General features: G+C 40.9%; 23 protein-coding genes and 2 tRNA genes. 17 read left to right on the plus strand and 8 right to left on the minus strand.

Annotated features, from left to right (window positions below; translation table 11 throughout):
• Positions 1-4: 4 nt before the first annotated feature.
• Positions 5-1,063: a phage shock protein operon transcriptional activator gene (gene pspF, locus H5162_RS05725; protein WP_182760496.1), complete on the minus strand. Its 1,059-nt coding sequence runs from the start codon at positions 1,061-1,063 to the stop codon at positions 5-7.
• 187 nt (positions 1,064-1,250) lie between these two features.
• On the opposite strand from pspF, the gene pspA reads away from it, so the two are divergent.
• The 11 genes from pspA to H5162_RS05780 all read left to right on the plus strand — a co-directional run bounded on the left by pspA (position 1,251) and on the right by H5162_RS05780 (position 12,625).
• Entirely contained in the window at positions 1,251-1,910 is a 660-nt protein-coding gene (gene pspA / locus H5162_RS05730) for a phage shock protein PspA (protein WP_145241442.1), read from the plus strand.
• A gap of 67 nt (positions 1,911-1,977) precedes the next feature.
• Positions 1,978-2,211, plus strand: a complete 234-nt coding sequence (gene pspB / locus H5162_RS05735; protein WP_145241440.1) for an envelope stress response membrane protein PspB — start codon at positions 1,978-1,980, stop codon at positions 2,209-2,211.
• Positions 2,208-2,609 (plus strand): envelope stress response membrane protein PspC, encoded by a 402-nt coding sequence (gene pspC, locus H5162_RS05740; protein WP_145241438.1) that lies wholly within the window; start codon positions 2,208-2,210, stop codon positions 2,607-2,609. The genes pspB and pspC overlap by 4 nt, the downstream gene beginning before the upstream one ends.
• A 58-nt stretch (positions 2,610-2,667) precedes the next feature.
• Complete coding sequence (locus tag H5162_RS05745) at positions 2,668-4,083, plus strand: YcjX family protein (protein ID WP_220493530.1); 1,416 nt, start codon at positions 2,668-2,670, stop codon at positions 4,081-4,083.
• Positions 4,080-5,126, plus strand: coding sequence for a TIGR01620 family protein (locus H5162_RS05750; protein ID WP_182777944.1), 1,047 nt, complete (start codon positions 4,080-4,082; stop codon positions 5,124-5,126). The genes H5162_RS05745 and H5162_RS05750 overlap by 4 nt, the downstream gene beginning before the upstream one ends.
• A gap of 140 nt (positions 5,127-5,266) precedes the next feature.
• Complete coding sequence (gene megL / locus H5162_RS05755; protein ID WP_182735743.1) at positions 5,267-6,448, plus strand: methionine gamma-lyase; 1,182 nt, start codon at positions 5,267-5,269, stop codon at positions 6,446-6,448.
• A gap of 212 nt (positions 6,449-6,660) precedes the next feature.
• Entirely contained in the window at positions 6,661-7,458 is a 798-nt protein-coding gene (gene phhA, locus H5162_RS05760; protein ID WP_145241432.1) for a phenylalanine 4-monooxygenase, read from the plus strand.
• Positions 7,459-7,467: 9 nt separating this feature from the next.
• Positions 7,468-7,812: a 4a-hydroxytetrahydrobiopterin dehydratase gene (locus H5162_RS05765; protein WP_145241430.1), complete on the plus strand. Its 345-nt coding sequence runs from the start codon at positions 7,468-7,470 to the stop codon at positions 7,810-7,812.
• A gap of 170 nt (positions 7,813-7,982) precedes the next feature.
• Positions 7,983-11,870 carry an ATP-dependent RNA helicase HrpA gene (gene hrpA, locus H5162_RS05770; protein WP_182735742.1) on the plus strand — a complete coding sequence of 1,296 codons (3,888 nt, stop codon included), beginning with the start codon at positions 7,983-7,985 and terminating at the stop codon, positions 11,868-11,870.
• Positions 11,871-11,942: 72 nt separating this feature from the next.
• Entirely contained in the window at positions 11,943-12,320 is a 378-nt protein-coding gene (locus H5162_RS05775; protein ID WP_145241521.1) for a PleD family two-component system response regulator, read from the plus strand.
• An 8-nt stretch (positions 12,321-12,328) separates the two neighbouring features.
• A complete protein-coding gene (locus H5162_RS05780) occupies positions 12,329-12,625 on the plus strand; it encodes a PilZ domain-containing protein (protein WP_145241426.1) in 297 nt (98 codons plus the stop codon).
• Between the two features lie 34 nt (positions 12,626-12,659).
• On the opposite strand, the gene H5162_RS05785 is transcribed toward H5162_RS05780, so the two are convergent.
• Positions 12,660-13,850: a class I SAM-dependent methyltransferase gene (locus H5162_RS05785; RefSeq protein ID WP_145241424.1), complete on the minus strand. Its 1,191-nt coding sequence runs from the start codon at positions 13,848-13,850 to the stop codon at positions 12,660-12,662.
• A 138-nt stretch (positions 13,851-13,988) separates the two neighbouring features.
• Here H5162_RS05785 and H5162_RS05790 point away from each other — a divergent pair, with 138 nt between their 5' ends.
• Entirely contained in the window at positions 13,989-14,654 is a 666-nt protein-coding gene (locus tag H5162_RS05790; RefSeq protein ID WP_145241422.1) for an HD domain-containing protein, read from the plus strand.
• Positions 14,654-15,043, plus strand: a complete 390-nt coding sequence (locus tag H5162_RS05795; protein ID WP_145241420.1) for a VOC family protein — start codon at positions 14,654-14,656, stop codon at positions 15,041-15,043. The genes H5162_RS05790 and H5162_RS05795 overlap by 1 nt, the downstream gene beginning before the upstream one ends.
• Positions 15,044-15,050: 7 nt before the next feature.
• Here the strand turns inward: H5162_RS05795 and H5162_RS05800 are convergent, their stop codons facing one another.
• The 3 genes from H5162_RS05800 to H5162_RS05810 form a co-directional block, all read right to left on the minus strand.
• Positions 15,051-16,040 carry a two-component system response regulator gene (locus tag H5162_RS05800; protein WP_149980744.1) on the minus strand — a complete coding sequence of 330 codons (990 nt, stop codon included), beginning with the start codon at positions 16,038-16,040 and terminating at the stop codon, positions 15,051-15,053.
• Positions 16,040-19,381 (minus strand): MHYT domain-containing protein, encoded by a 3,342-nt coding sequence (locus H5162_RS05805; protein ID WP_182735741.1) that lies wholly within the window; start codon positions 19,379-19,381, stop codon positions 16,040-16,042. Before H5162_RS05805 ends, H5162_RS05800 begins: the two co-directional genes overlap by 1 nt.
• A gap of 249 nt (positions 19,382-19,630) precedes the next feature.
• Positions 19,631-20,611, minus strand: a complete 981-nt coding sequence (locus tag H5162_RS05810) for an ion channel (RefSeq protein ID WP_145241414.1) — start codon at positions 20,609-20,611, stop codon at positions 19,631-19,633.
• 85 nt (positions 20,612-20,696) lie between these two features.
• Here H5162_RS05810 and H5162_RS05815 point away from each other — a divergent pair, with 85 nt between their 5' ends.
• Positions 20,697-21,428, plus strand: coding sequence for a M48 family metallopeptidase (locus H5162_RS05815; RefSeq protein ID WP_145241412.1), 732 nt, complete (start codon positions 20,697-20,699; stop codon positions 21,426-21,428).
• 82 nt (positions 21,429-21,510) lie between these two features.
• Here H5162_RS05815 and H5162_RS05820 read toward each other — a convergent pair.
• Both H5162_RS05820 and H5162_RS05825 read right to left on the minus strand, forming a co-directional pair.
• Positions 21,511-21,595 (minus strand) — tRNA-Tyr (locus H5162_RS05820).
• Between the two features lie 49 nt (positions 21,596-21,644).
• Positions 21,645-21,729 (minus strand) — tRNA-Tyr (locus H5162_RS05825).
• A 112-nt stretch (positions 21,730-21,841) separates the two neighbouring features.
• Here H5162_RS05825 and H5162_RS05830 point away from each other — a divergent pair.
• The 3 genes from H5162_RS05830 (at position 21,842) to H5162_RS05840 (ending at position 23,975) form a co-directional block, all read left to right on the plus strand.
• The gene (locus H5162_RS05830) at positions 21,842-22,363 is read left to right on the plus strand and encodes a VC2046/SO_2500 family protein (RefSeq protein ID WP_145241410.1); all 522 of its coding nucleotides are present in this window, start codon (positions 21,842-21,844) and stop codon (positions 22,361-22,363) included.
• Between the two features lie 158 nt (positions 22,364-22,521).
• Positions 22,522-22,824, plus strand: coding sequence for a DUF6172 family protein (locus tag H5162_RS05835; RefSeq protein ID WP_145241408.1), 303 nt, complete (start codon positions 22,522-22,524; stop codon positions 22,822-22,824).
• A 206-nt stretch (positions 22,825-23,030) separates the two neighbouring features.
• Entirely contained in the window at positions 23,031-23,975 is a 945-nt protein-coding gene (locus H5162_RS05840; RefSeq protein WP_145241406.1) for a general glycosylation pathway protein, read from the plus strand.
• Positions 23,976-24,020: 45 nt separating this feature from the next.
• On the opposite strand, the gene H5162_RS05845 is transcribed toward H5162_RS05840, so the two are convergent.
• Complete coding sequence (locus tag H5162_RS05845; RefSeq protein WP_182735576.1) at positions 24,021-25,640, minus strand: M28 family metallopeptidase; 1,620 nt, start codon at positions 25,638-25,640, stop codon at positions 24,021-24,023.
• Positions 25,641-25,785: the final 145 nt, after the last annotated feature.

Consider the following 25,785-nt stretch of genomic DNA (forward strand, 5'->3'; position numbering starts at 1 on the left):
ACTATTATTGTTGATCTAACAAGTTGTATTTTTTCAAATAGCCTCGTAGTTGATGATACGTTAAACCAAGTACTTCTGCAGTTTTCTTTTGATTAAATTGACTATATTCAAGCGCTTTTTTTATTAAATCAATTTCAAATTCATTTGAGAGGTCTTTTAAGCTACACGGAAACTGAAATTGCGGGGTGCTTGTTGCAACTATCGGTTCATTGGCGACAACTGCAACAGGAGCTGCTTCTACGGCTGTAGTGGGGAGTTTTTTAATTCGTTGCTTAGGTCTAAAGCGGCTTTCAAATGGGTCTAAAATAATCTGGTGAACGGGAATATGTTCACTGCCATGGCGATATAAGCTTCGTTCCACGACATTTTTAAGTTCACGTATATTACCTGGCCAATCATGCCCTTGCAGTATTTCCACTGCACTGCGGGTGAAACCACTGAATAGTTGCCAGTCCAAATCACGGGCCATATTCATCGCAAATTGCTCAGCGAGTAACATGATGTCTTCCTGACGTTCGCGCAGTGGCGGTAAAGTGATTACATCAAATGCGAGCCTGTCGAGTAAATCGCTTCTAAATTCACCTTGCTCGGCTAAATAAGGAAGGTCTTCATTGGTTGCGCAGACTAAGCGAGTATCGACCTTGACGGTTTGTTTACCACCGACTCGCTCAAATTCACCGTATTCAATTACCCGTAATAGTTTTTCTTGCACCATGGCAGAGGTATTTGCTAGTTCGTCTAAAAATAGCGTACCGGCATTGGCACGTTCAAAGCGTCCTTCGTGGCGTTTACTTGCGCCGGTAAAGGCACCACTTTCATGGCCAAACAATTCGCTTTCAAGCAAGTTTTCGTTAAGTGCCGCGCAGTTGAGCTTGATGTAGCTTTGCTCCCAGCGCTTTGATAAAAAGTGTAAACGGGCGGCGATCAGTTCTTTACCTGTGCCACGTTCACCAATAATCAGTACTGGTTTATCTAAACTTGCCAGCTGTGAAACTTGATCAAGTACCGCTAAAAAGCTGTCTGATTGGCCGAGTAAATTATCTTGTTGGCGAAATTGGCTCATATTCCCTAACTCTTAGTCATTTTTACTAACAGTTAGTGTATTTCATAATTAGGGAGAACTAAAGGAATTTGTATTTTTAGTTTAACATTATGAAAATATTACTGTATTTTATGTTTTATAAAGTTGGCAAGCATATTGTAACAGTAACAGCAGACCAATTAAGTTAAACACTACAGAGGTAAATGTTATGGGAATTTTTTCGCGTTTTGCAGATATTGTTAATTCTAATATCAATGCCATTTTAGATAAAGCAGAAGATCCTGAAAAAATGGTACGTCTGATCATCCAAGAGATGGAAGACACATTAGTTGAAGTACGTTCAACCTCTGCGAAAACATTAGCAGAGAAAAAAGAATTAGTACGTCGTGTCGATACATTAAAAGAGCAAGTCGCTCAATGGCAAGATAAAGCCGAGCTGGCATTGAGCAAAGACCGTGATGATCTAGCCCGTGCTGCATTGCTTGAAAAGCAAAAGTCAGCACAAGCGGTTGCTGCTGTTGAAGATGAACTCAGTCACATAGAATCTCACATTGATAAGCTGCAACAGGAAGTAAGTACGCTACAAGACAAGTTAGCGGATGCAAAAGCACGTCAAAAAGCGATTATTTTACGTCAACGCTCAGCTGAGTCACGCCTAGAGGTGAAAAAAGCATTAGACAGCTCTAAAGTTGAAGATGCATTAAATCGCTTTGAGCGCTACGAAACTAAGATTGATGGACTAGAATCACAAGTAGAATCGTACGACTTAGGCAAAAAGTCATTGGCTGATGAAATTGCTGAGTTACAGCAAAACGAAAAAATCGATGATGAATTAGCAGCACTTAAAAAGAAGCTTGCTGATAAATAAAGATAATAAATAAAGGGGGAGTCATCCCCCTATGCTTGATAAATTAATGGATGTGTAGGAGAGGGTTATGTTTGATGCAGAAGTGTTTGTTGCTCCAATTATCATTTTTATGGTTGTGGTAGCACCCCTTTGGTTAATTTTACATTACCGAAGTAAAAAGCAAGTAAGCCAAGGCTTGAGCGAACACGAACACCGCCAGTTACTTGAGCTTGCTCAAAAAGCAGATAAAATGGCTGACCGAGTAGAAACTTTAGAAGCACTACTTGATCAAGAGGCCCCACAGTGGAGGCGTAAGGTATGAGTGCTAAACGTGAACTGCTAAGAGATCCAGCACGTGGTAAAATAGCCGGTGTATGTGCAGGGCTCAGTGATTATTTCAATATGGAATTGTGGTTAGTACGTATTATCGTAGTAACGGCAGTGTTACTAGCTGGTGGCCCGTTGTTTGTTGTGGCTTACATCGCAGCGTGGTTTATTTTAGATAAAAAACCTGCCAATGCACAAAGCAAAACTGATGCGGCAAAACACGAAGATCCTCTTGAAGTAAAATTTAAAGTATGGCAAAAAGGTGAGCCACCACGTCGTGCTTTACAAGATTTAAAAGACCGTTTGGGACGTGTTGATATACGTTTACAAGATATGGAACGTTATGTTACTTCAACCGAGTTTACGGTTAGCCGTGAAATCAATAAGCTGTAAAGGACTTAATAGCACTTTAGCCACCTAATTTATAATGGCGCTGAAGTGCTAGCTCATTATGATAAACACTTCATCTGCAAAAAACGCCTTTAATAAACTCAAAGGTAAGGCTGAAAAAGCTGTTCACCGTAGTTTAGATCAACACGTAAAATTAGCGGTAACTGGCCTCAGTGGCAGTGGTAAAACCGCTTTTATTACCGCTTTAGTAAAGCATTTAACCAGCCAAGCAACAGACAAAAACTTACCGTTTTTTGATGTTATGCAGCAACAGCGCCATATCGCCACAAAAATAGTGCCACAACAAGCGCTGACCATTCCTACATTTGATTACCCTAAAGCCCTGAGTGCTTTATTGCCGCTTGAAGGGCAACCACACTGGCCTGCATCAACCGAGCGCATAAATACTTTACGTCTAGCAATTAAATACCGGAGTGACGCAGGCTTACGTGGTCACTTTGCACCGCAATCAACCTTGTATTTAGACATTATTGATTACCCCGGTGAGTGGCTGCTTGATTTACCCATGCTAGAGCAAAGCTATCAACAGTGGAGTGAGCAGCAATATGCATTACTACAACGCTCGCCTCGGGTTGAAAAGTCGCAGGCATTTTTAACTGCACTGAGCGAGCTTGATTTAACAGCACCAGTAGATGAAAGTGCGCTAAGCGCGATTGCTACGCACTATCAAACACTGTTAGTGAGTCTTAAAAAAGACACTAAATTGGCGATGCTACAACCTGGACGCATGCTGATGCCAGGTGAATTACAAGGTGCACCGTTATTACTGTTTTTCCCAGTTGCGCAGGCTAATGATGAGATGGTTGCAGGGTCTAACTTGGCGCACTTGCAAAAGCGCTTTAATGCTTATGTGAAAGAAGTGGTTAAGCCATTTTATACACAACACTTTCGCAACTTTGATCGGCAAATAGTGCTTGTTGATGTGCTCAGTGCGCTCAATGAAGGGCCTGAGACGCTGCAAGAGCAAGGAGATGTGATCAAACAATTACTTGCGCATTTTAACTATGGCGAAACTGGCTTTTTAAAACGCTTGTTTAAACCCAATATAGATAAACTATTGTTTGCTGCGAATAAGTCAGATCATATTAGTAGTGCACACCATAAAGATTTAGCGCTGTTGTTGGACTCATTAGTGCACGAGCAAAGTAATCACTTAAAATTTGATGGCGTTAAAATAGAAACTATGGCGATGTCATCTATTACGGCAACCATGCCAAAACAAGTGGTTGAGCAAGGTAAAACCCTCAATTGTATTTATGGTAAGCCGTTATCAGAGTCGCAATGGTTGACCTACTTACCACCGCAGCCACCAATACGCATGCTCAATAAAGATGAGTGGCCAAGCCATGGTTTTGAGTTTTTATCGTTTGCACCAATGCCAAGTCCAGACAAGCAACTAAAACACATTCGTTTAGATCATGTCATGCAGTACCTTTTAGGAGACAAACTAACATGAGCAAGACCGCTTCAGGCTTTCAAGCCGGCAGACGTATTGATACTAGTGAACAGCCAATAGACAATGAACTTACCTTGACCCCAGCTAAAGTGATCGATCAAGGGGATTATGAATATGAGCACGTTATCGATGAGCCCCAAGATGAAGAGATTGATTTAACCCCTGTTTATAAAAAGTCAAAATGGCAAACTCTGAAAGGGGTGTTTGCGATTAGCTTTATAACTTTAGTGTTAGCTGAATTTATATTTTCTATGGTTGTGACATTTCAGCAATCCATCATCTTAGGCAGCGTATATTTAATTGCAGTGCTCAGTGGCGTGTTGTTATTGGGGCGCTTGTTATGGCGCGAATATAGAATGTTGCGCAGCTTAAAGCGCAATCAATTACATCGTCATGAAGCGGATCGCTTGCTCAATAGCGAACAGGTTGGTGGGGCACTACCTTGGCTTGAAAAACTCAATAAACATCAGCAGTTAACCGGCTTTGATGAGTTTAAAGCAAGCATTGATAGCCATCATAGCGATAAAGAGATCATGACCTTGTACGCCGATAGTTTGTTAGTGAAACAAGATACTCAAGCTAAAAAGCTGATCAACCGTTTTGCCACTGAATCAGGCTTGTTAGTGGCATTAAGTCCATTAGCGCTGGTGGATATGATGGCAGTGCTTTGGCGGGGCACAAAACTGATTGAGCAAATAGGTAAGATTTACGGTATCGGATTTGGTTATGCTAGCCGGATCAAGCTCTATCGTATGTTGATCAAGCAAGTGATGTTTGTTGGCAGTGCTGAGTTAGTATCGGATTTAGCTGCTACAGCGCTCAGTGCTGAATTACTAGGTAAATTATCAGGACGTGCAGCACAAGGCTTAAGCGCGGGTATATTTACCGCACGCATTGGTTATAAAGCGATGGAACTAAGCCGTCCTTTACCACGACTTGAGCATAAGCGCAGCTTGCTTAAAGGTACTGCGCAATTGATTGCCAGCAAAATTATGAGCCGCAAAGCTTCGCCGTCAGGAGCTGGCACGAAAGAAACGAGCTGACAATAAATCTGTACAGTGGTGAACGGCCACTGTACTAACTACATCCAAATTTATAGCCATCTGAGCATCTGGCATGCTTGTGCTTTATCCTGCGATACGTTTTGATTATGGGATCAATAATAATCAAAAAAGATCAGACAATGAACAAACTCCACATCGACAGCCAATGTATCCATGGACCAGAAAAAGCCAATGATCCGCATGGTGCACTTACTGCTCCTTTATACCAAACTTCAACGTTTCATTTTAGCAGTGCCGCGCAAGGTGCAGCACGTTTTGCTGGTGAAGAACCGGGCTATATTTATACCCGTTTAGGTAACCCGACGACGACAGAGCTTGAACAAAAAGTCGCACAACTTGAAAGTTGCGAAGCCGCTGCAGCAACAGCCACAGGAATGGGCGCGGTTTCTGCATCGGTATTAAGTTTTTTATCGCAAGGCGATCATTTAGTCGCATCAAGCGCTTTGTATGGCTGTACGTTTGCTTTCTTCGCACATATGTTGCCGCGTTGGGGGATTGAAGTGACGTTTGTAGATATGACCGATGAGCAGCAATTACGCGATGCAATTAAACCAAATTCAAAAATGATTTTTGCCGAAACCCCAGTTAATCCAACTATGGCGGTAATTGATTTAGCGTTAATAGGACAAGTGGCAAAACAACACAATTTGATCAGTGTAATAGATAACACCTTTCTCACGCCGTTACTGCAAAAGCCAATTGATTATGGCATTGATTTAATTGTTCACAGTGCTACTAAATATTTAAATGGTCACGGTGATGTTGTGGCTGGTTTGGTGTGTGGCAGTCAAGAGCACATTACATTAATTAAAATGACCGTACTTAAAGATATTGGTGCAACAATCAGTCCACACGATGCATGGCTTATTAATCGTGGTTTAAAAACCTTAGCGATACGAATGCAGCGTCATTGTGAAAGTGCGCAAATTATTGCTGAATTTTTAGAGCAGCATCCCCAAGTTAATACCGTTTATTACCCCGGACTTGCATCTCACCCAGGGTTTAAGTTCATCGGTAAGCAAATGAAAGCGGCTGGTGGCGTTATTGCCTTTGAATTAAAAGGCAGCCTAAAAGATGGCGAGCAGTTTATTAATAATACCCAATTGTGCACACTCGCCGTGAGTTTAGGAGACGCCGAAACACTCATTCAACATCCGGCATCGATGACTCATTCACCGTATTCACCCGAAGAAAGAGCAGCTGCGGGTATTAGCGATGGTCTGATCAGACTATCTGTTGGCCTTGAAGATGTTAACGATATAATTAACGACCTTAACCGCGCTTTTACTTTTATTGTATAGGCTGTAAATTTAATCTTACAATTTACATTGCTTCTAGCCCTTTAAAAATAGCACTGTAAACTTTTTGATCTTAAAGTGTAATGTTTGGTGTACAAAAGGCGGTTTGGTGCTAATAGCTGATATTGTCTCAGCTATTAAACTTTGCCTTACATTTGCTTAGTATCTCCTTAACAGGTTGACACCGATATCGGTTTAACACTAAGAAGGTTATTATGGCTAAAGCAAGTAAATACACCTCCAAGACACCAGATGAAAATGGCGTTATCCATTGGAGCGAAGCAGAAAATAAAATATGGTCAGAACTAGTCGCACGCCAACTAAAATGTATTGCAGGCAAAGCTTGCAATGAATACATGGAAGGGCTTGAAAAAATAAACCTGCCTCATGACCGTATTCCGCAGTTAAGTGAGCTTAATGAAGTATTACTAGCGACTACCGGCTGGCAAGTTACGCCTGTGCCAGCTTTAATCGACTTTGATGAATTCTTTCGTTTATTAGCAAATAAGCAATTTCCAGTCGCAACCTTTATTCGTAGCCGTGAAGAGTTTGATTACCTGCAAGAACCTGATATTTTTCATGAAATATTTGGTCATTGTGCAATGCTTACTAATCCTGATTTTGCCAAGTTTACGCATAAATATGGCCAGTTAGGTTACGCTGCCGAGAAAAAAGATCGGGTTTACCTTGCCCGTATGTATTGGTTTACGGTTGAGTTTGGCCTAATGCAAACAGATGATGGCCTGCGTATTTATGGTGGCGGTATTTTATCAAGTCCAGGTGAAACACAATACGTGTATTCAGATAAGCCCGAGATCAACCCGATGAATGTATTGGATGTATTACGCACGCCGTACCGAATTGATATTATGCAGCCTTTGTACTACACCATTAATTCTATCCATGATTTATTTGATATTTCACAGCTGGATATTATGGCGTTAGTTGCGCAAGCAAAAGAATTAGGGTTACATGACCCAAAATTTCCTCCTAAAGAAAAATTAGCAAGTTAAGGATTTAAGATGTCATCATTAAGCGCACAAAAATGTGAAGCCTGTCACGTAGACGCTCCACAAGTATCAGATATCGAGTTAGCTGAATTAATTAAAATGATCCCAGATTGGGTGCCTGAAGTACGCGACGGTATTATGCAATTAGAGCGTGTTTATAAATTTAAAAACTTTAAACAAGCCATCGCTTTTACTAATAAAGTAGGTGATATGGCTGAAGATGAAGGCCATCACCCGGGCTTGCTAACAGAGTGGGGCAAAGTAACGGTAACGTGGTGGAGCCATTCAATTAAAGGCTTACACAAAAATGATTTTATTTGCGCTGCCAAAACAGATGAAGTTTTCGCTGCTCTATAAATAAAACACAGCAATTGTTCTGCCCAAAGAACATGAAAGGCGCTTAATTAGCGCCTTTTTTATTGTTTTAAGCTTTGGTTATTACATTTTATATCGCAGCAAAGTTAACCCCTGCGGCGAAGTTTGCTACAATCGCTCGTCTTTACTCAAATTTTATAAGGTAGTCGCGGGTGGTTAACCTAGGTCAATTGTTTGGTGAACTAAAAACGTGTTTAAGAAAAGATCAATTCATCTTTAAAAAACGCCTTCACGGCATAAAAAAAATAACCGATGAAACAAAACAAGCAGCCGTGATTGAAAAAATCACTGCAGATATAGCACGTAGCCAACAATTGCGAGAGGTGCGCTTAGCTCAGTTACCTAAAGTAACTTACCCTGAGCAGCTCCCCGTCAGTCAGAAAAAAGACGACATTAAAGAGGCTATCGCCAATAACCAAGTGGTTATTATCGCGGGTGAAACCGGCTCAGGTAAAACCACGCAAATTCCTAAAATGTGTTTAGAACTTGGCCGTGGCGTTGATGGTTATATCGGTCACACCCAACCAAGACGTTTGGCTGCGCGCAGTGTCGCGGATCGGATTGCTCATGAAATGCAATGTGAACTTGGCCAGCAAGTGGGTTTTAAAATTCGTTTTAGCGATCAAGTATCAAATAACAGCTATATAAAGTTGATGACTGACGGTATTTTACTGGCGGAAATTCAACAAGACCGATTTTTAAACCAGTATGACACCATTATTATTGATGAAGCTCATGAACGTAGTTTAAACATTGATTTTATTTTAGGTTATTTGAAAAACCTATTACCAAAGCGTCCTGATTTAAAAATAATTATTACCTCTGCGACCATTGATCCAGAGCGATTCTCAAAGCATTTTAATGATGCACCGATTATTGAAGTGTCAGGACGAACATTTCCGGTGGATGTGCGTTATCGTCCTTTGGTTGAAATTGATAAAAATGATATGGAGGCTGAAGGCGACCAGCTGCAAGGTATTTTTGATGCCGTTGATGAGCTGTGCCAAGAAGGCCCAGGCGATATTTTAATCTTCTTAAATGGTGAACGGGAAATACGCGATACTGCTGATGCCCTTAGTAAACGTAATTTAAAAGGAGCGGATGTTTTACCTTTGTATTCGCGCCTTTCTAACGCAGAACAAAACCGTATTTTTGCTCCCCATAGTCGTCGTCATATTATTTTATCGACCAACGTTGCTGAAACCTCACTTACTGTGCCGGGTATTCGATACGTTATTGATCCTGGTACCGCGCGCATTAGCCGTTATAGTTATCGTACTAAAGTGCAGCGTTTACCGATTGAGCCAATATCACAAGCCAGTGCCAATCAGCGAAAAGGCCGCTGTGGCCGTGTGGAAGCGGGTATTTGTATTCGTTTATATGCTGAAGATGATTTTAATTCGCGCCCAGAGTTTACTGATCCAGAAATACTACGTACTAACTTAGCCTCCGTTATTTTAAAAATGCTTGGCTTAGGGTTGGGCGATATGGCCGAGTTCCCATTTGTACAAGCACCAGATAGCCGTAATATCAACGATGGCTTAACGTTACTAGAGGAACTTGAAGCGGTTAAACCCACTCGTCATAATAGCAATACACAGCTTACTAAATCGGGTATTGAACTGAGCCGCTTACCGGTTGACCCGCGTTTAGCTAAAATGGTACTAACAGCACAAAAGCTGGGTGCGCTGCGTGAAGTGATTATTATTGTGGCGGCGTTATCGATTCAAGATCCACGCGAGCGCCCGCAAGAAAAACGCGCTGCTGCAAACGAAAAGCATGGCCGTTTTGACGATCCTGATTCAGATTTCATCGCCTTTTTAAATTTATGGAATTACTTAGAAGAGCAGCAAAGTGAGCTAAGTAACAGCCAATTCAGAAAGCTGTGCCAAAAGGATATGCTCGCTTATATGCGTATTCGTGAGTGGCAAGATATCGTTTATCAGCTCAGTACTGTGTGCAATGAAATGGGCATGAAAGCGACCAGCAATGTTGCCGATGGCGATAAAATCCATCAAGCGCTATTGAGTGGCATGCTCAGTCACATTGGTTTTAAAGATGAAAAGCAAGTATATAAAGGCGCTCGCAACAGTCAGTTTCATGTATTCCCAGGCTCTGGATTATTTAAGAAAAGCCCAAAATGGTTGATGTCGGCAGAGCTGGTTGAAACCAGTAAATTATATGCACGTATTAATGCCAAAATTAACATCGATTGGGTTGAACCATTAGCACAACACTTAGTAAAACGCAGTTACAGTGAGCCGCATTGGGAGAAAAAGCCCGGCGCAGTGATCGCTTTCGAACAGCAGGTATTATACGGGCTGATCATAGTGTCAAAGCGTCGCTGTGTGTACAGTAACATTGACCCGAAAGTTAGCCGCCAGTTGTTTATTCGCAGTGCCTTAGTAGAGCAAGATTTAGGTCAAAATGAAGGGTTTTTGCAGTTTAATCGCGAACTGATTGAAGATATTCAAACTCTAGAAAATAAAAGCCGCCGTCGTGATATTTTAGTTGATGAGCAAACCTTATATGAGTTTTACGATAAGAAAATTCCTGCTCAAATAAACAGTCGTGCAGCATTTAATAAATGGTATAAAACGCAAAAGCAGCAGGATAAACATTACTTGCAAATGACACGTGATGATTTAATGCAACACGGTGCTGATAGTGTTACTGAGTTTGATTACCCCGATGTATGGCAACAAGGCAATTTAATGTTGCCGTTGAGCTATCATTTTGATCCAGGCCAAGCGGTCGATGGGGTTGCAGTGCATATTCCGGTGGCCTTACTAAACCAAGTAGAAGAAGCTGGCTTTGACTGGCATATTCCGGCATTTCGTCATGAGTTGATCACCGGTTTAATTAAATCTTTACCTAAATCACTACGTCGTAATTTTGTGCCTGCGCCAAATTACGCAGATGCGGTTCTTGCAGCAATCGAGCCTATGCAAGGTAACTTCATTGAGGCACTCAGTACGCGTTTATTACGTATGACAGGTGTAAAAGTTGATCCAGAGGCCTGGGATTTAACCACCCTTGCGACTCACTTAAGACTGCAGTTTGAAGTTCGTGATGAAAAAGATAATGTACTTGCCCGAGGTATGGATTTAGCGAAACTCAAAGCGCAATTGCAGGGTAAAGTGACGCAAACGCTGTCTAAAGTGGCAGATAAAGGCATTGAAAAAGCTGACCTATTGCAATGGGATTTTGGCAAGTTACCGGTATCCTATGTGAAAAAACAAGGCCAGTATGAAATCAAAGCGTACCCTGCGCTGGTAGATAAAAAATCATCGGCGGCAGTGGAGCTATTTGATAACGAAGTTAAAGCGCAAACTGCCCATCAGCAGGGGTTACGCCGTTTGGTATTACTGAATGTACCTTCGCCGATAAAATATTTGCAACAAAACTTACCCAATAAGGCTAAATTAGGTCTATATTTTAATCCGTTTGGTAAGGTTGCTGATTTAATTGATGACTGTATTGCCGCAGGCGTTGACAGTTTATTGGTAAAATTAGGCGATGTACGCACCGAACAAGCGTTTGAGCAAGTAAAAGAGCACGTGCGCGGTGAGCTCGGCGATGCGGTTGTTGCTATTGCAACCCAAGTTGAGCAAGTGTTGAGTATTGCGCATGCGTTACATAAAAAAATGAAAGGGCGAGTTGATTTAACCATGATCACTGCACATGGAGATATAAAAAGCCAACTGGGATCTTTGGTATTCAAAGGCTTTGTTTCAAATCATGGCGCAGACAAACTTAGTGATTTAATTCGTTACTTAAAAGCAATAGAAAAACGCTTAGAAAAGTTGCCAGTTGATCCAAATCGTGACAGATTATGTGTACTTGAGTTAGAAAAGGTTGCTCAAGAGTATCAAAAACAGCTGAAAAAAGTGCCGCCTGGAATGCCTGCTCCGCAACAATTGCAGGATATTTTTTGGATGCAACAAGAGCTTAGAGTATCCTTGTTTGCGCAAACGTTAGGGACACCGTATCCGATTTCAGCTAAGCGTGTATTGAATGCTCTGAAAGAAATTGATTGAGTTTGGTATTTAGTAAACATCGAATACCTTGGAAGGAAATATTTGTTAGATGAGAAGGAACTGATATTAACCATGCGCTCATCCGCTAATACACACCCGCGTTTACTAGTTGTAGATGACGAGTACTTTAATTTTGAAATGCTCAAAGTCGCTTTATCAGCGGATTTTGAGCTCAGTTATGCTGAATCAGGTAAGAGCTGTTTATCGTCGGCTATTGCAAATCCACCGGATGCGATTTTACTCGATGTATGTATGCCCGGCCTAGATGGTTACGACACATGTCGAATGTTGAAGAACACCCCTGAAACTCGTAATATTCCTGTTGTTATGGTGTCAGGCTTAGAATCCGTACAGGAACAACAAGCTGGTTTTGATGCCGGTTGCGATGCCTATGTGGTGAAGCCTTTTTCGGTCGTGGGGTTATTAGAAAAAATCAATACGGTTGTTTAGGAGTTATTATGCTAAATGAAGATAAACGTAATTTTAGACGTATGCAATTAAATGCACAGGCAAAATTAACCACACTTGAGCCAGTCGCTGATCAACATTTTGATGCTGTATGTGTCGATTTAAGTGCAACTGGGTTGTCACTGCAGTTGGATGAATTACTTGAACTGGGCACCATTGTGAAGGTGAATATTGATTCGACCAGCCCTGCCATTGCACCACTTGATGCAACAGCAAAAGTCGTTCGTGCCAGCAAAGAAAGTGATGGCACGGTAACCGCTGGGCTAGAAATAATGCAGTTTAATTAACCTGATGAACTCAGGTTAATTAGTTGCAGTCAGTTTAGTAAACTTTACAGATCAGGCCTTTTAGGTAAAAACCTTCAGGGTAACTGCCTGCGATTGGATGATCAGCAGCTTGGTTTAAACGCTCCATGATCAACAAATCCTTACCAGCATCAAGGGCTGCATCAGCAACCACTTTTTGAAATAAATTTTGCTCCATTAAACCTGAACATGAGAACGTAAGCAACGTACCACCTGGTTTAAGAATTTGCATGGCAATCATATTGATATCTTTATAGCCACGACACGCACCCGTTAGTTGTGCTTTGTTATCAGCAAATTTAGGTGGGTCCATAACGATAGTATCGAATAACACCCCATCTTCACGGTATTGGCGTAGTAATTTAAATACATCTTGTTTTATGAAGTCAACTTTATCTAAATCAAGATTATTGTGCTCGACATTACGTTTTGCGGTATCAAGCGCGGGTTGCGATACGTCAACGTTAGTAACATGCTCGCAGCCGCCACGCAGTGCATACAATGAAAAGGTACCTGTGTAGCTAAAACAGTTAAGTACTCTTTTATCTTTTGAAAAACGCTCTAATGCAGCACGGCTATCACGTTGATCAAGGTAGAAACCGGTTTTATGACCTTCGAGAATGTCTACTTCAATTTTAAAACCATTTTCTTCAATTAATACTGGCTGCTCAGGCTTATTACCCCATAACACGCCCATAGTCGGCTCTAAGCCTTCTTTGGTGCGCACATCGACATCAGAGCGCTCATACACGTTACAGCCTGGGAAAATAGCGATTAAAGCGCCAACTATTTCACCTTTATGGCGCTCAGCACCGGCACTTAATAACTGACACACTAAAAAGTTGTCAAATTTATCAATGGTTACACCTGGTAAAAAATCAGACTCGGCGGCACATAACCGAAATCCCGTTAAGCCACCTTCAGTAATTACTTGCTCGCGTGCCGCAAAGGCACGACGTAAGCGACGTTCAAAAAAAGCTTGGTCGATGATTTCTGTTTCATCAAAGCTCCAAACACGCGCGCGGATCTGTGAGTGCGGACTGTAAGCCGCTGTAGCTAAAAATTTACCATTACTATCGTGAATGGTCACTGTGTCACCTAAACCTGGCTTACCTTTTATTTTTTTGATGGCTTTTGAAAACAACCATGGGTGTTTTCTTTTTAGTGATTTTTCACGACCAGCTTCTAGGTATACGACAGATGACATTAGGCTTCTCATTACGGATAAATTAAGAGCGTATTTTAGTGAAGCAGGCTCGAACATACAATGAATGTTTTGCACAACAGCCTATAACCGCGGTAAAGTAACAGTAATTCAATGCATTAATTTGAAATTACAGGATTTATGGAACAACGTTTGCCCGTTTTAGTATTATCTGAGCCGTTGCAACAGCTAGAAAATCATTGCCGTGCTTTTATTTTGTCGTTAGTGAGTGCTGATGTCGCCCACGATATTACCCATATTGAACGAGTCGTGCGTGTTGCAAAACAGCTCTGCTTTGCTGAAGATGCTTCGATGGACGTGGTGTTACCCGCAGCATGGTTGCATGACTGTGTTGCAGTGGCTAAAAACCACCCGGATCGCGCTAAAGCTTCAACAATGGCCGCAGATAAAGCAATTTCATTTTTAGCGTCAATAGGGTATGACGCGCAATATTTTGATGCCATTCATCATGCTATTGTAGCCCATAGTTTTAGCGCTAACATTGCAATTGAAAGTGTGGAAGCACAAATCGTTCAAGATGCTGATCGTATGGATGCCTTAGGAGCAATTGGTGTCAGCCGCTGTATGAAAGTAGGGGGCTCAATCGGACGCAATTTATATCACCCTGACGATCCATTTTGCGCCCACCGCAGCCCGGATGACAGCTTGTATACATTAGATCACTTCTTCATCAAGCTATTACATATTGCACAGAGTATGAATACACCTTCAGCAAAAGCAGAAGCGGTGCGTCGTACTGAATATATGCAGGTATTTATTGAACAACTTAAGTCGGAGATTGGCTAATGGCAATGCCTACTTTATCTGGTGTCGATCATTGCCATTTAAATGTGACTAACCTTGCGCAAGCCGTCACGTGGTACAAAACAGTCCTTGGATTTAATATTGTGCCAGAGCTTGCTTTTTGGGATGAGGGTACTGGGCCTTTAACACTAGAAGATCCTGCGGCAACTATTCGCTTAGCGTTATTTGAGCGAGAGGGCAGTAGTAAAGGGATTGCATTTGGCGCATCTGGAGAGCAGTTTATCGCTTGGCTTAAGCATTTGGCTGACTTAAATATTAAAACCGTGGTTGCTGATCACAAAGTTACATACTCTGTTTATTTTCAGGATTTAAGTGGTAATAGTCATGAAATCACCTCTCATGACTATGCATATATCTCGGCCAACATCTAGCATATGGTTAGCCTTGGTAGGCAGAGTACACTGCTAAAACAGCATCTAGCTGGCCTTCAAATAGTGCGATAAGCTGAGGATCAAAGTGTTTACCAGCTTGCTCGCGCATATGACTTATGGCTTCATCAACGCTCCAAGCTTGCTTATAGGGACGTTTAGAGGTAAGTGCATCGAATACATCGGCGATTGCCACAATACGTCCTTCAATCGAAATTTCCTCACCTTTAAGACCGTTTGGATAACCTGATCCATCCCATTTTTCATGATGCTCCATCGCAAGTATATAGGCGAGCTGCAATAACGGCGATGACGAGTTTGCTAAAATTTTAGCGCCGATTTTGGCATGCTGTTTCATGTGTTCAAATTCTTCGGCTGTTAATTTCCCTGGTTTAAGCAAGATTGCATCGGGAATGCCGATTTTACCAATGTCATGCATCGGCGCTGCTTGTTTGAGAAGCTCAGCATGTTGTTCATTCATTCCATAGGCTAGTGCTAAAATTTTACTGTATTTACTCATGCGCACAATATGCTCGCCAGTATCGGTGTCTTTATACTCGGCAGCGCACCCTAAACGATGGACTAAATCAACGTGAGCCAACTTTAGCTGCTCAGCCTGAACTAGGGATAAATGAGTTTTAACACGCGCTCTTACGATTGCAGGACTAATAGGCTTGGTTATGTAATCTACCGCGCCAATTTCAAAACCTTTAAACTCATCACTTTCATCCGCAAGTGCAGTCACAAAAATGACTGGAATATGCTCAGTAGCAGGGTTTTGTTTAAGCAGCTGACATACTTCAAAACCACTCATATTTGGCATCATAATATCGAGTAGAATGAGTTTGGGTGGCTCTTTTTCAACTAACGCGAGCGCGGCATCACCCGATTTAGCAAAAGAGAGGCGATATTGATTCCCTAATACTTCGCGCATGACTTTAAGGTTGGCGGGTTCATCATCAACAATAAGAATTCGTGGGCGTTCGGTTATTAAGTCCATCAGTGTGTTTCCAAATTTGCTGCCTGATTGAGCAGCTCTATTAATGCAATAAGAGTACTCTGGGCATTGTCAAAGTCAAACTGGTCGAAATATTCGATTAATGCATCCACATCACTTTGATAAGTAGCGGGGGCATTGTCTGCTAATGTTGCTAACAACTCATCATTGAGCTCTGCATTTTCTGCGTCTTTACGCAGTTGTTCACACAGTATTTTAAATTCGCTGAGCGATAGTACTTGGGTATTTTTTTCGCTGCTTTGCACTGCTATACAGCTGCTGGTTTTTCTAGCTAACAACTCATTGACCGCATTAAACTCTATCTGCAATTGCTGAATTATTTGCGCCTGCTGCTCAGGGGCTTGGCTGTTTTCTAAGGTTGAAAGTAGGGCCATCATAGTCGGTAAACCTAAATTACCAGATAAGCCTTTAAGGGTATGTAATGTGCCATTAATATCTTTTAAGGCATTTAGTCCATCATTAAAGATAATGTCACATGTTGCCTGCTGCTCTTTAAAAAAACGGTGTATTTCGCTCAGCTGTTTACACTTACTGCCCCAAAGTTGCTGTCCTTTTTTAAAATCAATATGCTGTGCTGCGGGATCAATGTGAGCAATTTGCGTTTCTATATTTAAACCAAAGCCAAGCACTTGCGCAATCTCTTGATTCAATTGATTGATATCAACAGGCTTATTGGCGAAGCCATTCATACCCGCTTTTTTAGCCGTTAATTTATCTTGCTGTAAGACACTGGCGGTGAGCGCAATGATCGGAGTCTTTTTTAGCTGTCGTTGTTGCTCAATTTCACGAATTTTTTCGGTCGCGGCAATACCGTCACATTCAGGCATATGGATATCCATTAAAATGACATCAAAATCTTGTTTTTCAAAAATAGCGATCGCTTCTAAGCCGTTGCTTGCAGAGCTAATCGTATGCTGATCTCGCGACAATAATAACTGTAGTAGCTCAACATTTTGTGCTATGTCATCAACGACTAAAATGCGCAGCTTAGGTAATTGCGTATGCAACTTATCAAAGTAATTGACTTGGGTTTCATCACCGACCTCTAAAGGCAATGAAAAATAAAAGCAGCTGCCTTTATCTTCTTCACTGACTACGTTGATTATGCCACCCATCAGCTCAACGAGTTGCTTACTGATAGTAGTACCAAGTCCAGTGCCACCAAAACGACGTGTAGTAGTCCCGTCAGCTTGTTCAAAAGGCTGAAATACCGCTTTAAGACGATCTTTAGCAATACCAATACCGGTATCTTGTACTTCAAAAAATAAGTAATTATTTTGTGTCGTACTGACAGTGACATTCACTGAGCCCTGAGCTGTAAACTTAACTGCATTACCAATTAAATTTGTTAAAACTTGGCGAATTCGGTCTGGATCACCGTAATAAGTAGGGTGAACAGACTCTTTGATGGTAAGTGTTAGTTCTAGATCTTTCTTTTTTGCTTCTAACCAAAATGTAGAAATAATACTATCAAGCACCGCTTGAAGATTAAAATGCACTAATTCAATGGTCAGCTTACCTTTTTCAAGTTTTGCAGAATCCAATATTTCATTTAATAGCCGTAACAGCGAGCGAGCCGCATTATTTACGATAATTAAGTGCTTTTGTTGGTCTTGATCAAGTGGGGTATCCATCAATAAATCACTAAAGCCAATAATCGAATTCATCGGTGTGCGAATTTCGTGACTCATATTCGCCATAAATGACTGTTTGGCTTGAGCTGCATCTTCGGCGGCTATTTTCGCCAACTTTAATTTATCTTCGTATTCACGACGTTCACTAATATCGATAATAACGCCGTCGATCCAAATCGCTTCACCTTGCTTGTTGAACTCAAAGCTACCTTTCTCAAGCACCCAAATTAGCTTGCCACTTCGATGACGTAGTCGGTATTCAATTGAGTATTGCGATTTAGCAGCGATCGCTTGCTCGACCGATTTATTGATGCGTTTGTTATCATCTTTAAAAATCAAATCACTAAACTGAATATGCTGATTGATAAATTCCGATGGGACATAGCCAGTTACTTCATTAATGCTAGGGCTAATAAAAATCATGCTCCAGCTTTTATCCAACTGGCAGCGAAATACCACGCCAGGCATATTATTCATCAGCGAGCGGTATTGTTGTTCTTTCGCTATGAGGTTTTGTTGTAGTTTGCGTTGCTCAGTCAAGTCAGTAATAAAGCCAACAAATATTGACTCTTGTCCTGGCTGGTTTGCTTCACCAATACCTAAGCGAATAGGAAATAGGTGACCTTGTTTATGTTTAGCAAGAACATCACGATTGACGCCAATAACTTTACCTAAATCGATGTGATGTGCCTTTAATAGATATTCATCATGCTCGGCTGCGATATCATCTGCCATCAGCATTTTTATGTTTTTACCCTTTACATCAGTGCTATGCCAGCCGAAAATATTCTCTGCAGCGTTATTAAAGCTTAAGATAATACCGCGATTGTTAATTGTTACTATGCCATCTATAGCGGTCGATAAAATAGCCTCTAAGCGAGATTCATTCCCTGTTTTTTCTTCAAGTAACATGCGATAGCGTACCATACCGTTAATGATAGCAACTATCGCGGTTAGAATAATGGTGGCGAACACTACGCTAATAGCAACAAATGTAAGTTCTGAGCTGGCGCTGTCATTACCAATTAATGGCGAGGTTGCAACAAACCGTGTTGCCGCCATTCCCATGTAATGCATACCTGCAACAGCAAAACCCAAAATGATTGCGCTGATCAACCGCGTCTGCAAAGAATTTAGTGTTGGGAGGTGCTTTTTAATATTAAAGCGAGCATATAAAGATATAAACGCCAGTACAACGGCAACGATAATTGACAACCCAAACATCAATGGATCGTAGCGTAGCAGCGGGCTCAATTCCATTGCTGCCATACCACTGTAATGCATAGTGCCGATACCTGCGCCGAGTAGTACCGAGGGCAGTATTAAACTGAAAATAGTGGCGTTATTTTTTACTAATAATGACACGCCAGTTAGGCAGGCTAAAAATGCTGGAATGAAAGATAAAAAGGTGAGTGTTGGGTCGTAGCTGATATTTGTACACAGTGAAAATGCCAACATACCAATAAAATGCATACTCCAAATACCGCCAGAAAGTACCAAGGAAGCCGTTGAGTTGGCTAATTTTTGATAACTTTTGAAGCGTGTTTCTTTGGCCAGATCGATCATGTAAGTTGCAAAAAATGCAGAGAAAATAGCCGTTAAAACAGACAGAGCGACTAAAAATGGGTCATAAACACCATTAATAAGAAGGCTCGGATCGTGATCGGTAATAAAAAAAGCGGTAAGCATAACGGCTCAATACACTGTTATTTCAGTAATAACTAATATCACCTGAAATATATGTTAAGACAATTAATTAATTTTGCGCAAATGCCTGTTATTTGTTTACATATTTAGCTGCAAAATTTAACAAAATCAAAAATTTTTTAAAATCAATTCGCTAAGTTTCATTGTGCGTAATGATAGCATCATTTATAACCAGTTTTATAGCAGGTATTTAGCTGAACTATTTATTTTCGCAGATAAAGTAATCGGTAATTATCGGGTCATACGTTTGACAAATACGACTACGAATAGTGCCAGAGAGAAACTCCCGCAAAACGCTTCAACTGCAGCAACGAATCGGGAGAAACCAACCGGAGTAATATCGCCATATCCTAAGGTTGTAAAAGTAACCACGCTAAAATAGAAGCTATTAAGTAGGGCTAATAAATTATCACTTAATGTTGCCGCCGGATTGAACTGCATAATACGACCAGCATCCATCACCCCAAAAATAAAATAACACAGGGCGCAGCAGATGATCAGTGACAAACTAAAACGGATCACATTTTCAGGCTTTTCACCATACCCGCACAACATATCAATACAGCTCGAGGCTAATCGTTTTTTTGAACCCCGTGGATATTGTGCGTGACGCATCCGCAGTTCTTTGTACGTGAAATTACCCGCCAGTTCAAATAAGCCTTGTTGTTCTGATGCTTTACGTAAATTGCGAAATATTTCTTCTGATTGTTCAAATAAGTCAAGGGCTGCGCTTTTATCTGTATGTTTAAGCGCTGCTTTAGCTTGTTTTTCCTGTAATAGTTCAGCGCCTAGCTCAATGTTATCAATACGGGTGTTGTTTAGTTTTATACCCAATAAATTTGTATCTTGTAGGTTGCAGTAATGCAGGCTTGCTTCGTGCAAGTTGGCTTTCATCAGTGAACTGTGGGCTATTTTATTATTAAACAGGTGAGCGTTGGTGAGCGTTGCACGATAAAAATTACTGTAAGATAAATCAAAACCATCCTCATCATCTTGTTTTATCAAATTAAGCCCATTGAGGTTAGCGCGTTTTAATTGCAATCCCTGTAATAATCCTCCCTTTTTTGCATAGCGCTCTAATTTTTGGGTCAGATCTAAGCCTGACTTATCAAATTTGGCATCATGCCAAAAACAAAAACCTGAGCCCATGTCTGTTTCTTGACAATGATGGCCATCGGGAGAGGTATAACGACAACAAGGCTTATCAGGCATGTTTGATATCGCTTTATTTAATTCTACTTAGTTATAGATTAGCAGTTATTTTGCAAGGTATTATAGTGACCTGTTAATTAGTTCAATGACTGTCGGTCAATTACAAGAGTTAGGTTTGTTTGAATATACATTAAAACGTAGTCGCCGCCGCAAAACTGTCGCTATCAAAGTCCAGCAACAAAGTGTCACAGTTTATGCGCCTGTTGGGGTTGCTAAAAAGGAACTTGAAAGCTGGCTGCTAAGTAAAACTGACTGGATCAATGCGCAAATTAATAAGCAAAGTCAAATGCTTGATACTCGCCAATACCCATTACAAGATAATCGCGTACTGGTTTTTTCACAACCTATGATACTGACTTATGGTGTCAGCTCGCGCAGCGCATGGCAGCTAGTAAAAAATCAGCAGGGGAATGTGTTACAGCTAAATCTTTCTGGACGGGTTAAGCATCAGCAGCCAATGTACCAAACCTTGCTCGAAAGTTTTTTACATGAGCAATTAGAAAACTATATTGAAATGCGTGTACATGCTTATTGCCTAAAAATGGCAGAGGCTTTACCTAGCAGTATTCGCATTCATACTTATAAGCGTCGTTGGGGCAGTTGTAATCGACGACGAGAATTGACCTTTAATTTGTTATTAGCCAGTGCGCCGCAGAGTATTATTGATTATGTAATTGTGCATGAACTAGCTCACTTGAAATATTTAAATCACAGTGCCGCATTTTGGCAGCGCGTCAGTGAGTTTTATCCTGATTATAAGCAAGCAACAAAATGGTTAAGGCAACACGGTGCGAGTTTACAATGGGTAGTCGAATGAGTTAGCGAGGATAAAGTTAGCGAGGATAAAGTTAGCGAGAATAAAGTTCGAAGAATGAAGTTTTGCTGATAGATAAGAAAAGTGGTGGAGGGAGCTGGATTCGAACCAGCGAAGGCTGAGCCGTCAGATTTACAGTCTGATCCCTTTGGCCGCTCGGGAACCCCTCCACACTAATTTTGTCGCATTTGGCCCCACTTAACTTAGCGGTAAGAAAAGTGGTGGAGGGAGCTGGATTCGAACCAGCGAAGGCTGAGCCGTCAGATTTACAGTCTGATCCCTTTGGCCGCTCGGGAACCCCTCCAATGCAACGGCGCTGATAATAGCAAAGTGAGCATTTAAGTAAAGAAAAAAGCTAAAGAAATATTAAATAAAGCCGATAAATATCTATTACTAACTGCAATCGGCTAAAGTCTATGCAAATCGATGATTTGTTAATCACAGAGAGTCAACTTAACAATCGTCTTGCCAAAAGTGTCTCAGAACACCGTCGTGGCGAGTTTGCATTATTATTGGCAATGCTTTCTCATGACGTGTTAGATTTTAGTCAATTTCATCTCCCTAAAACCCCATTTGATGCACATGCTTCAACACCAACTGAAGCGCAATTACGTGAACAATTAGGGGCAGGGCCTGAGCAAGCATTGGCTCCAGATGAATTTGATATGCTCATTGGCCAACATAATGCACAGCTATTACAACAAGGCAGCATGGCAGATATTCGTTTACGCTCGTGCCTTGCGCCGGAACCATTAGTGATCAGAGATGATAAAAACCATATTCCACTAATGGTGATTGATAATTGCGAACTTGTCGTGCGAAAGCGTCATTTAGATAAAGAAACACAGCTGGATCATCCGCAAATGGATGCGGCTGCATTTTACGATAGCCTTAATAATGCTGAGCTTCATCAACCCTTACACCTTGCCCAAGCGTGATATTAAGCTGTAATAATTATCGGTAAAAATATTTTATTTATTTTAGTGAAAAAAAGCATCCACAAACTAAATGCAATTGCTATAATGACCCCAAATGGCATTTCCAATTTACTTGGTATTATTGCCATCATCATTAAATCAAGGTAATTAGGAACGTAATGAAGAAAACATTCACGCTGAATCACGAGAAAATCAAATACCCTCGCATGGTAGATGCTGCAAAGCATGAAGTAAAAAAGTATTTGAAAAGAGAGCGTAACAAAACGTTGCCAATTGATGCTGATTACTGGGCATTTGATTGTAAATTTGGTAACACTGCTGAAGATGCCCAAGTGGTGCACGTTGCTGAAATTAGCAACTCAATCAGCGAAATTGAAAAACAAGGCTTAGAGTCGTTTTATGTTGAAATCATTGCTAGAGCTGCACAACGTCAAGTGCAAGACTCTGATGATGAAATTTAAAAGTAATTGATTTAATGAAAGAATGGGCTAAGTAGCCCATTTTTTGTGCTTGCAAAAAAGTAAGTCCAGCACTTTATTTTGCACCTGGTTGGTGCGAAATAGATTTTTTATTTTATTTAAATAATACAACTAATTGATTTATAAGTTTTTGTAAAGTTGGTTCTGTAATTGCTATTACTTTTAATTATGCAGTTAGGAGCAAACACATGGCAAGAATGAGTTATATCAGTAGCGTCGAACGTTACCAAGAATACCAAACCGTGATCCACGACTTACTTGACTCAGTGCTAGCAAGCTTAGAAGACGGTGTTAAAAAACAACAAGATAATCGTTACTTAATCGCTCAATACCCATTTTTAGAATTACAATACTGTTTAGATAAAAATGGCGTGCAGCTAGGTAATAATGTCTGCTTTAAACGTCAGTATATGAAAACCTTAAATAATCGTGGCGATTCACAGGATTTGAGTGAACGGCCGTATTTTCAAGGTATCCAACAGCAGCAACATACTCGTTTTACGCCGCCCTATATTTCGATCGCTACCAATCACTTATGTATTTCAGCAATAAAATCGTTACATGCTTCATATGGCGAAAATCGCTATTTAGTGATTGATGTATGTCTAACGCAATTAATCGAATTTATTATGGGGGATCGTACTCGCGCCACGATGACGCCATTTTTTAAAGCGGGTTATGGCATTATTGTCAGTTGCTTATTTATCTTAGTGTTATTTTTACTTGGTAGGGTGTTTGGTGATATTTATAGCTTACTGTTTGTCCGCTCTATAGAAAATGATCCGCTCGAACCGTTTACGATCATCATTTTTATCACCCTCGCGTTAGCAATATTTGATTTAGGTAAAACGATTCTCGAAGAAGAAATTTTAATGCATAAAGATATCTTTAGGCACAGTTCAACGCGGCGCACTATCACACGGTTTATTTCAACTATTTTAATTGCAGTGTCTATTGAAGCGTTATTAACGATGTTTAAGGCAGCGCTGGGGCAGTCGCAGTATTTATTACCGGCAATTTATATGATGTTGGCGGTTGTAGGGCTATTGATTGCGTTGGCTATTTATGTGTATTTAGGGGCAAAAGCCGAAACCTTATTATTGAGCGCACAACGCAATAAGAAAGGGCATTAATAAAAATGGGGTAGGCGATGAATGCCTACCCCAACTCAACTTAATTTATTCTGCGCGGTCTTGGGCGCGACGAGTTTTAAAATCTGAATCTGCTTGCCATTTTGGCCAATCACCGTTGTTTGCCAGTTGTGATGCGATATCAACAATTAACTCGATGTCTTGTTTTACACCACCTAATGACCACTGAGCAGAGTAATCATCAGCTTCTTTATGGTATTTATGAGCAATATAATCTGGATCTGTATCACCTAAACTCATAAACAGTAAACCAGGTACGCCTTGTTTAGCTAGTGAGAAGTGATCTGATCGGAAGAATAGGCCGTTTTGTGGCACGGGATCCATTTTTACATGACGGCCTTGTTTGCTTGCGGCTTTGCTAAGGTAGTCTTCCATTTGTGATAAACCTTTACCGTATTGCAGTATGTAATCGGTGCCATCTAGCACATTCATACCATCAATATTTAACAGAGCGACCATCTGCTTGGTAGGGATAAGTTCGCCACTGGCAAATTGCTCTGAGCCAATTAACCCTGTTTCTTCGGCGGTAAAGTTTGCAAAAATAATCGAGCGCTTAAACGGTTTTTGTTTATGCATGTTACTTAATATACGAGCGATTTCAATTGTGGCAGCACTGCCTGAGGCATTATCAACTGCACCATTATAAATTTTTGGCCCGCTATCAGTTTGCTTAGTGCCAAAATGATCCCAATGTGCGCTGACCACAATATATTCATCAGGCGCTTCACTGCCCGTTAATTGCGCAACAACATTGTGTGATTTAGCGTGTGACACTTCGTTTTTAAATGCAAGGTTTGCTGTTAAATTAAGCGCAGTAGCTTTAAAGTCGTCGTTAAGTGCTTGTTGCTTTAATTGTTGATAGCTCAAGTTTGCTGATTTAAATAGCTGCTCGGTTGCATCGAGTGTTAGCCAACCCATTACCGGTAGTTCTGATGCGTTTAGGTTGTTATCCATCAAGGTATATTTTGTGCCTGTATTTGAGCTTTCAACTACGCCCCAAGGATATGCAGCTGGCGCTGTTTCGTGCACAATAAATACTGCGGCTGCGCCTTGGCGAGCGGCTTCTTCGTATTTGTAAGTCCAGCGACCGTAGTAGGTCATGGCGTTGCCGGTAAATAGCGCATCGTTTTGCGTAGCAAACCCAGGATCATTTACTAACACAACAACCGTTTTACCCGTTACATCAATATTTTTATAATCATTCCAATTATACTCGGGCGCATTAATGCCATAACCAACAAATACTACCTCTGAATTACGAACATCAATAAGTGGCTGTAATTGTTTCGTTCGCGCCGTAAAATCTTTTCCAGCGGTAAAGCTCAAGTCGCCAATTTTTAATTGCATGTTTTGATCAGCGGTTACCATCGCCATTTTTACCGGCTGTAAAAACTTATTATTATATGCGCCAGTTAATCCAAGCGCTTGGTATTGGTCACTTAAGTAACCCACAGTTTTTACTTCACCGCGCGTTAATGGACCGCGTCCTTCAAATTCGTCTGAGGCAAGGGTTTTAATATGTTGTTTAATATTGCTTAAATTTACACTGGTTGTATTGTCAAGCGTTGCCTGTTCTTGAGTAGGCTCTGAACAGCCAGTTAAGCCCAATAATAAAGTTATACTGAGTGATTTAAAAAGAGGAGACATAATTGCAGGTTTTTAAGGATACATACTGTGACTATATGGGGTGTCGGTTTTGCTGTCTAGTTTTTTGCCATGAAGCGCAGATATTTTTATAAAATACAATTAGTTGATTTTGGGTACTATGATTTAGTGATTGAATTAAATTTCG

The sequence above is a fragment of the Pseudoalteromonas sp. SR41-8 genome (assembly GCF_014163915.1).
In the GTDB taxonomy this organism is placed as follows: domain Bacteria; phylum Pseudomonadota; class Gammaproteobacteria; order Enterobacterales; family Alteromonadaceae; genus Pseudoalteromonas; species Pseudoalteromonas rhizosphaerae.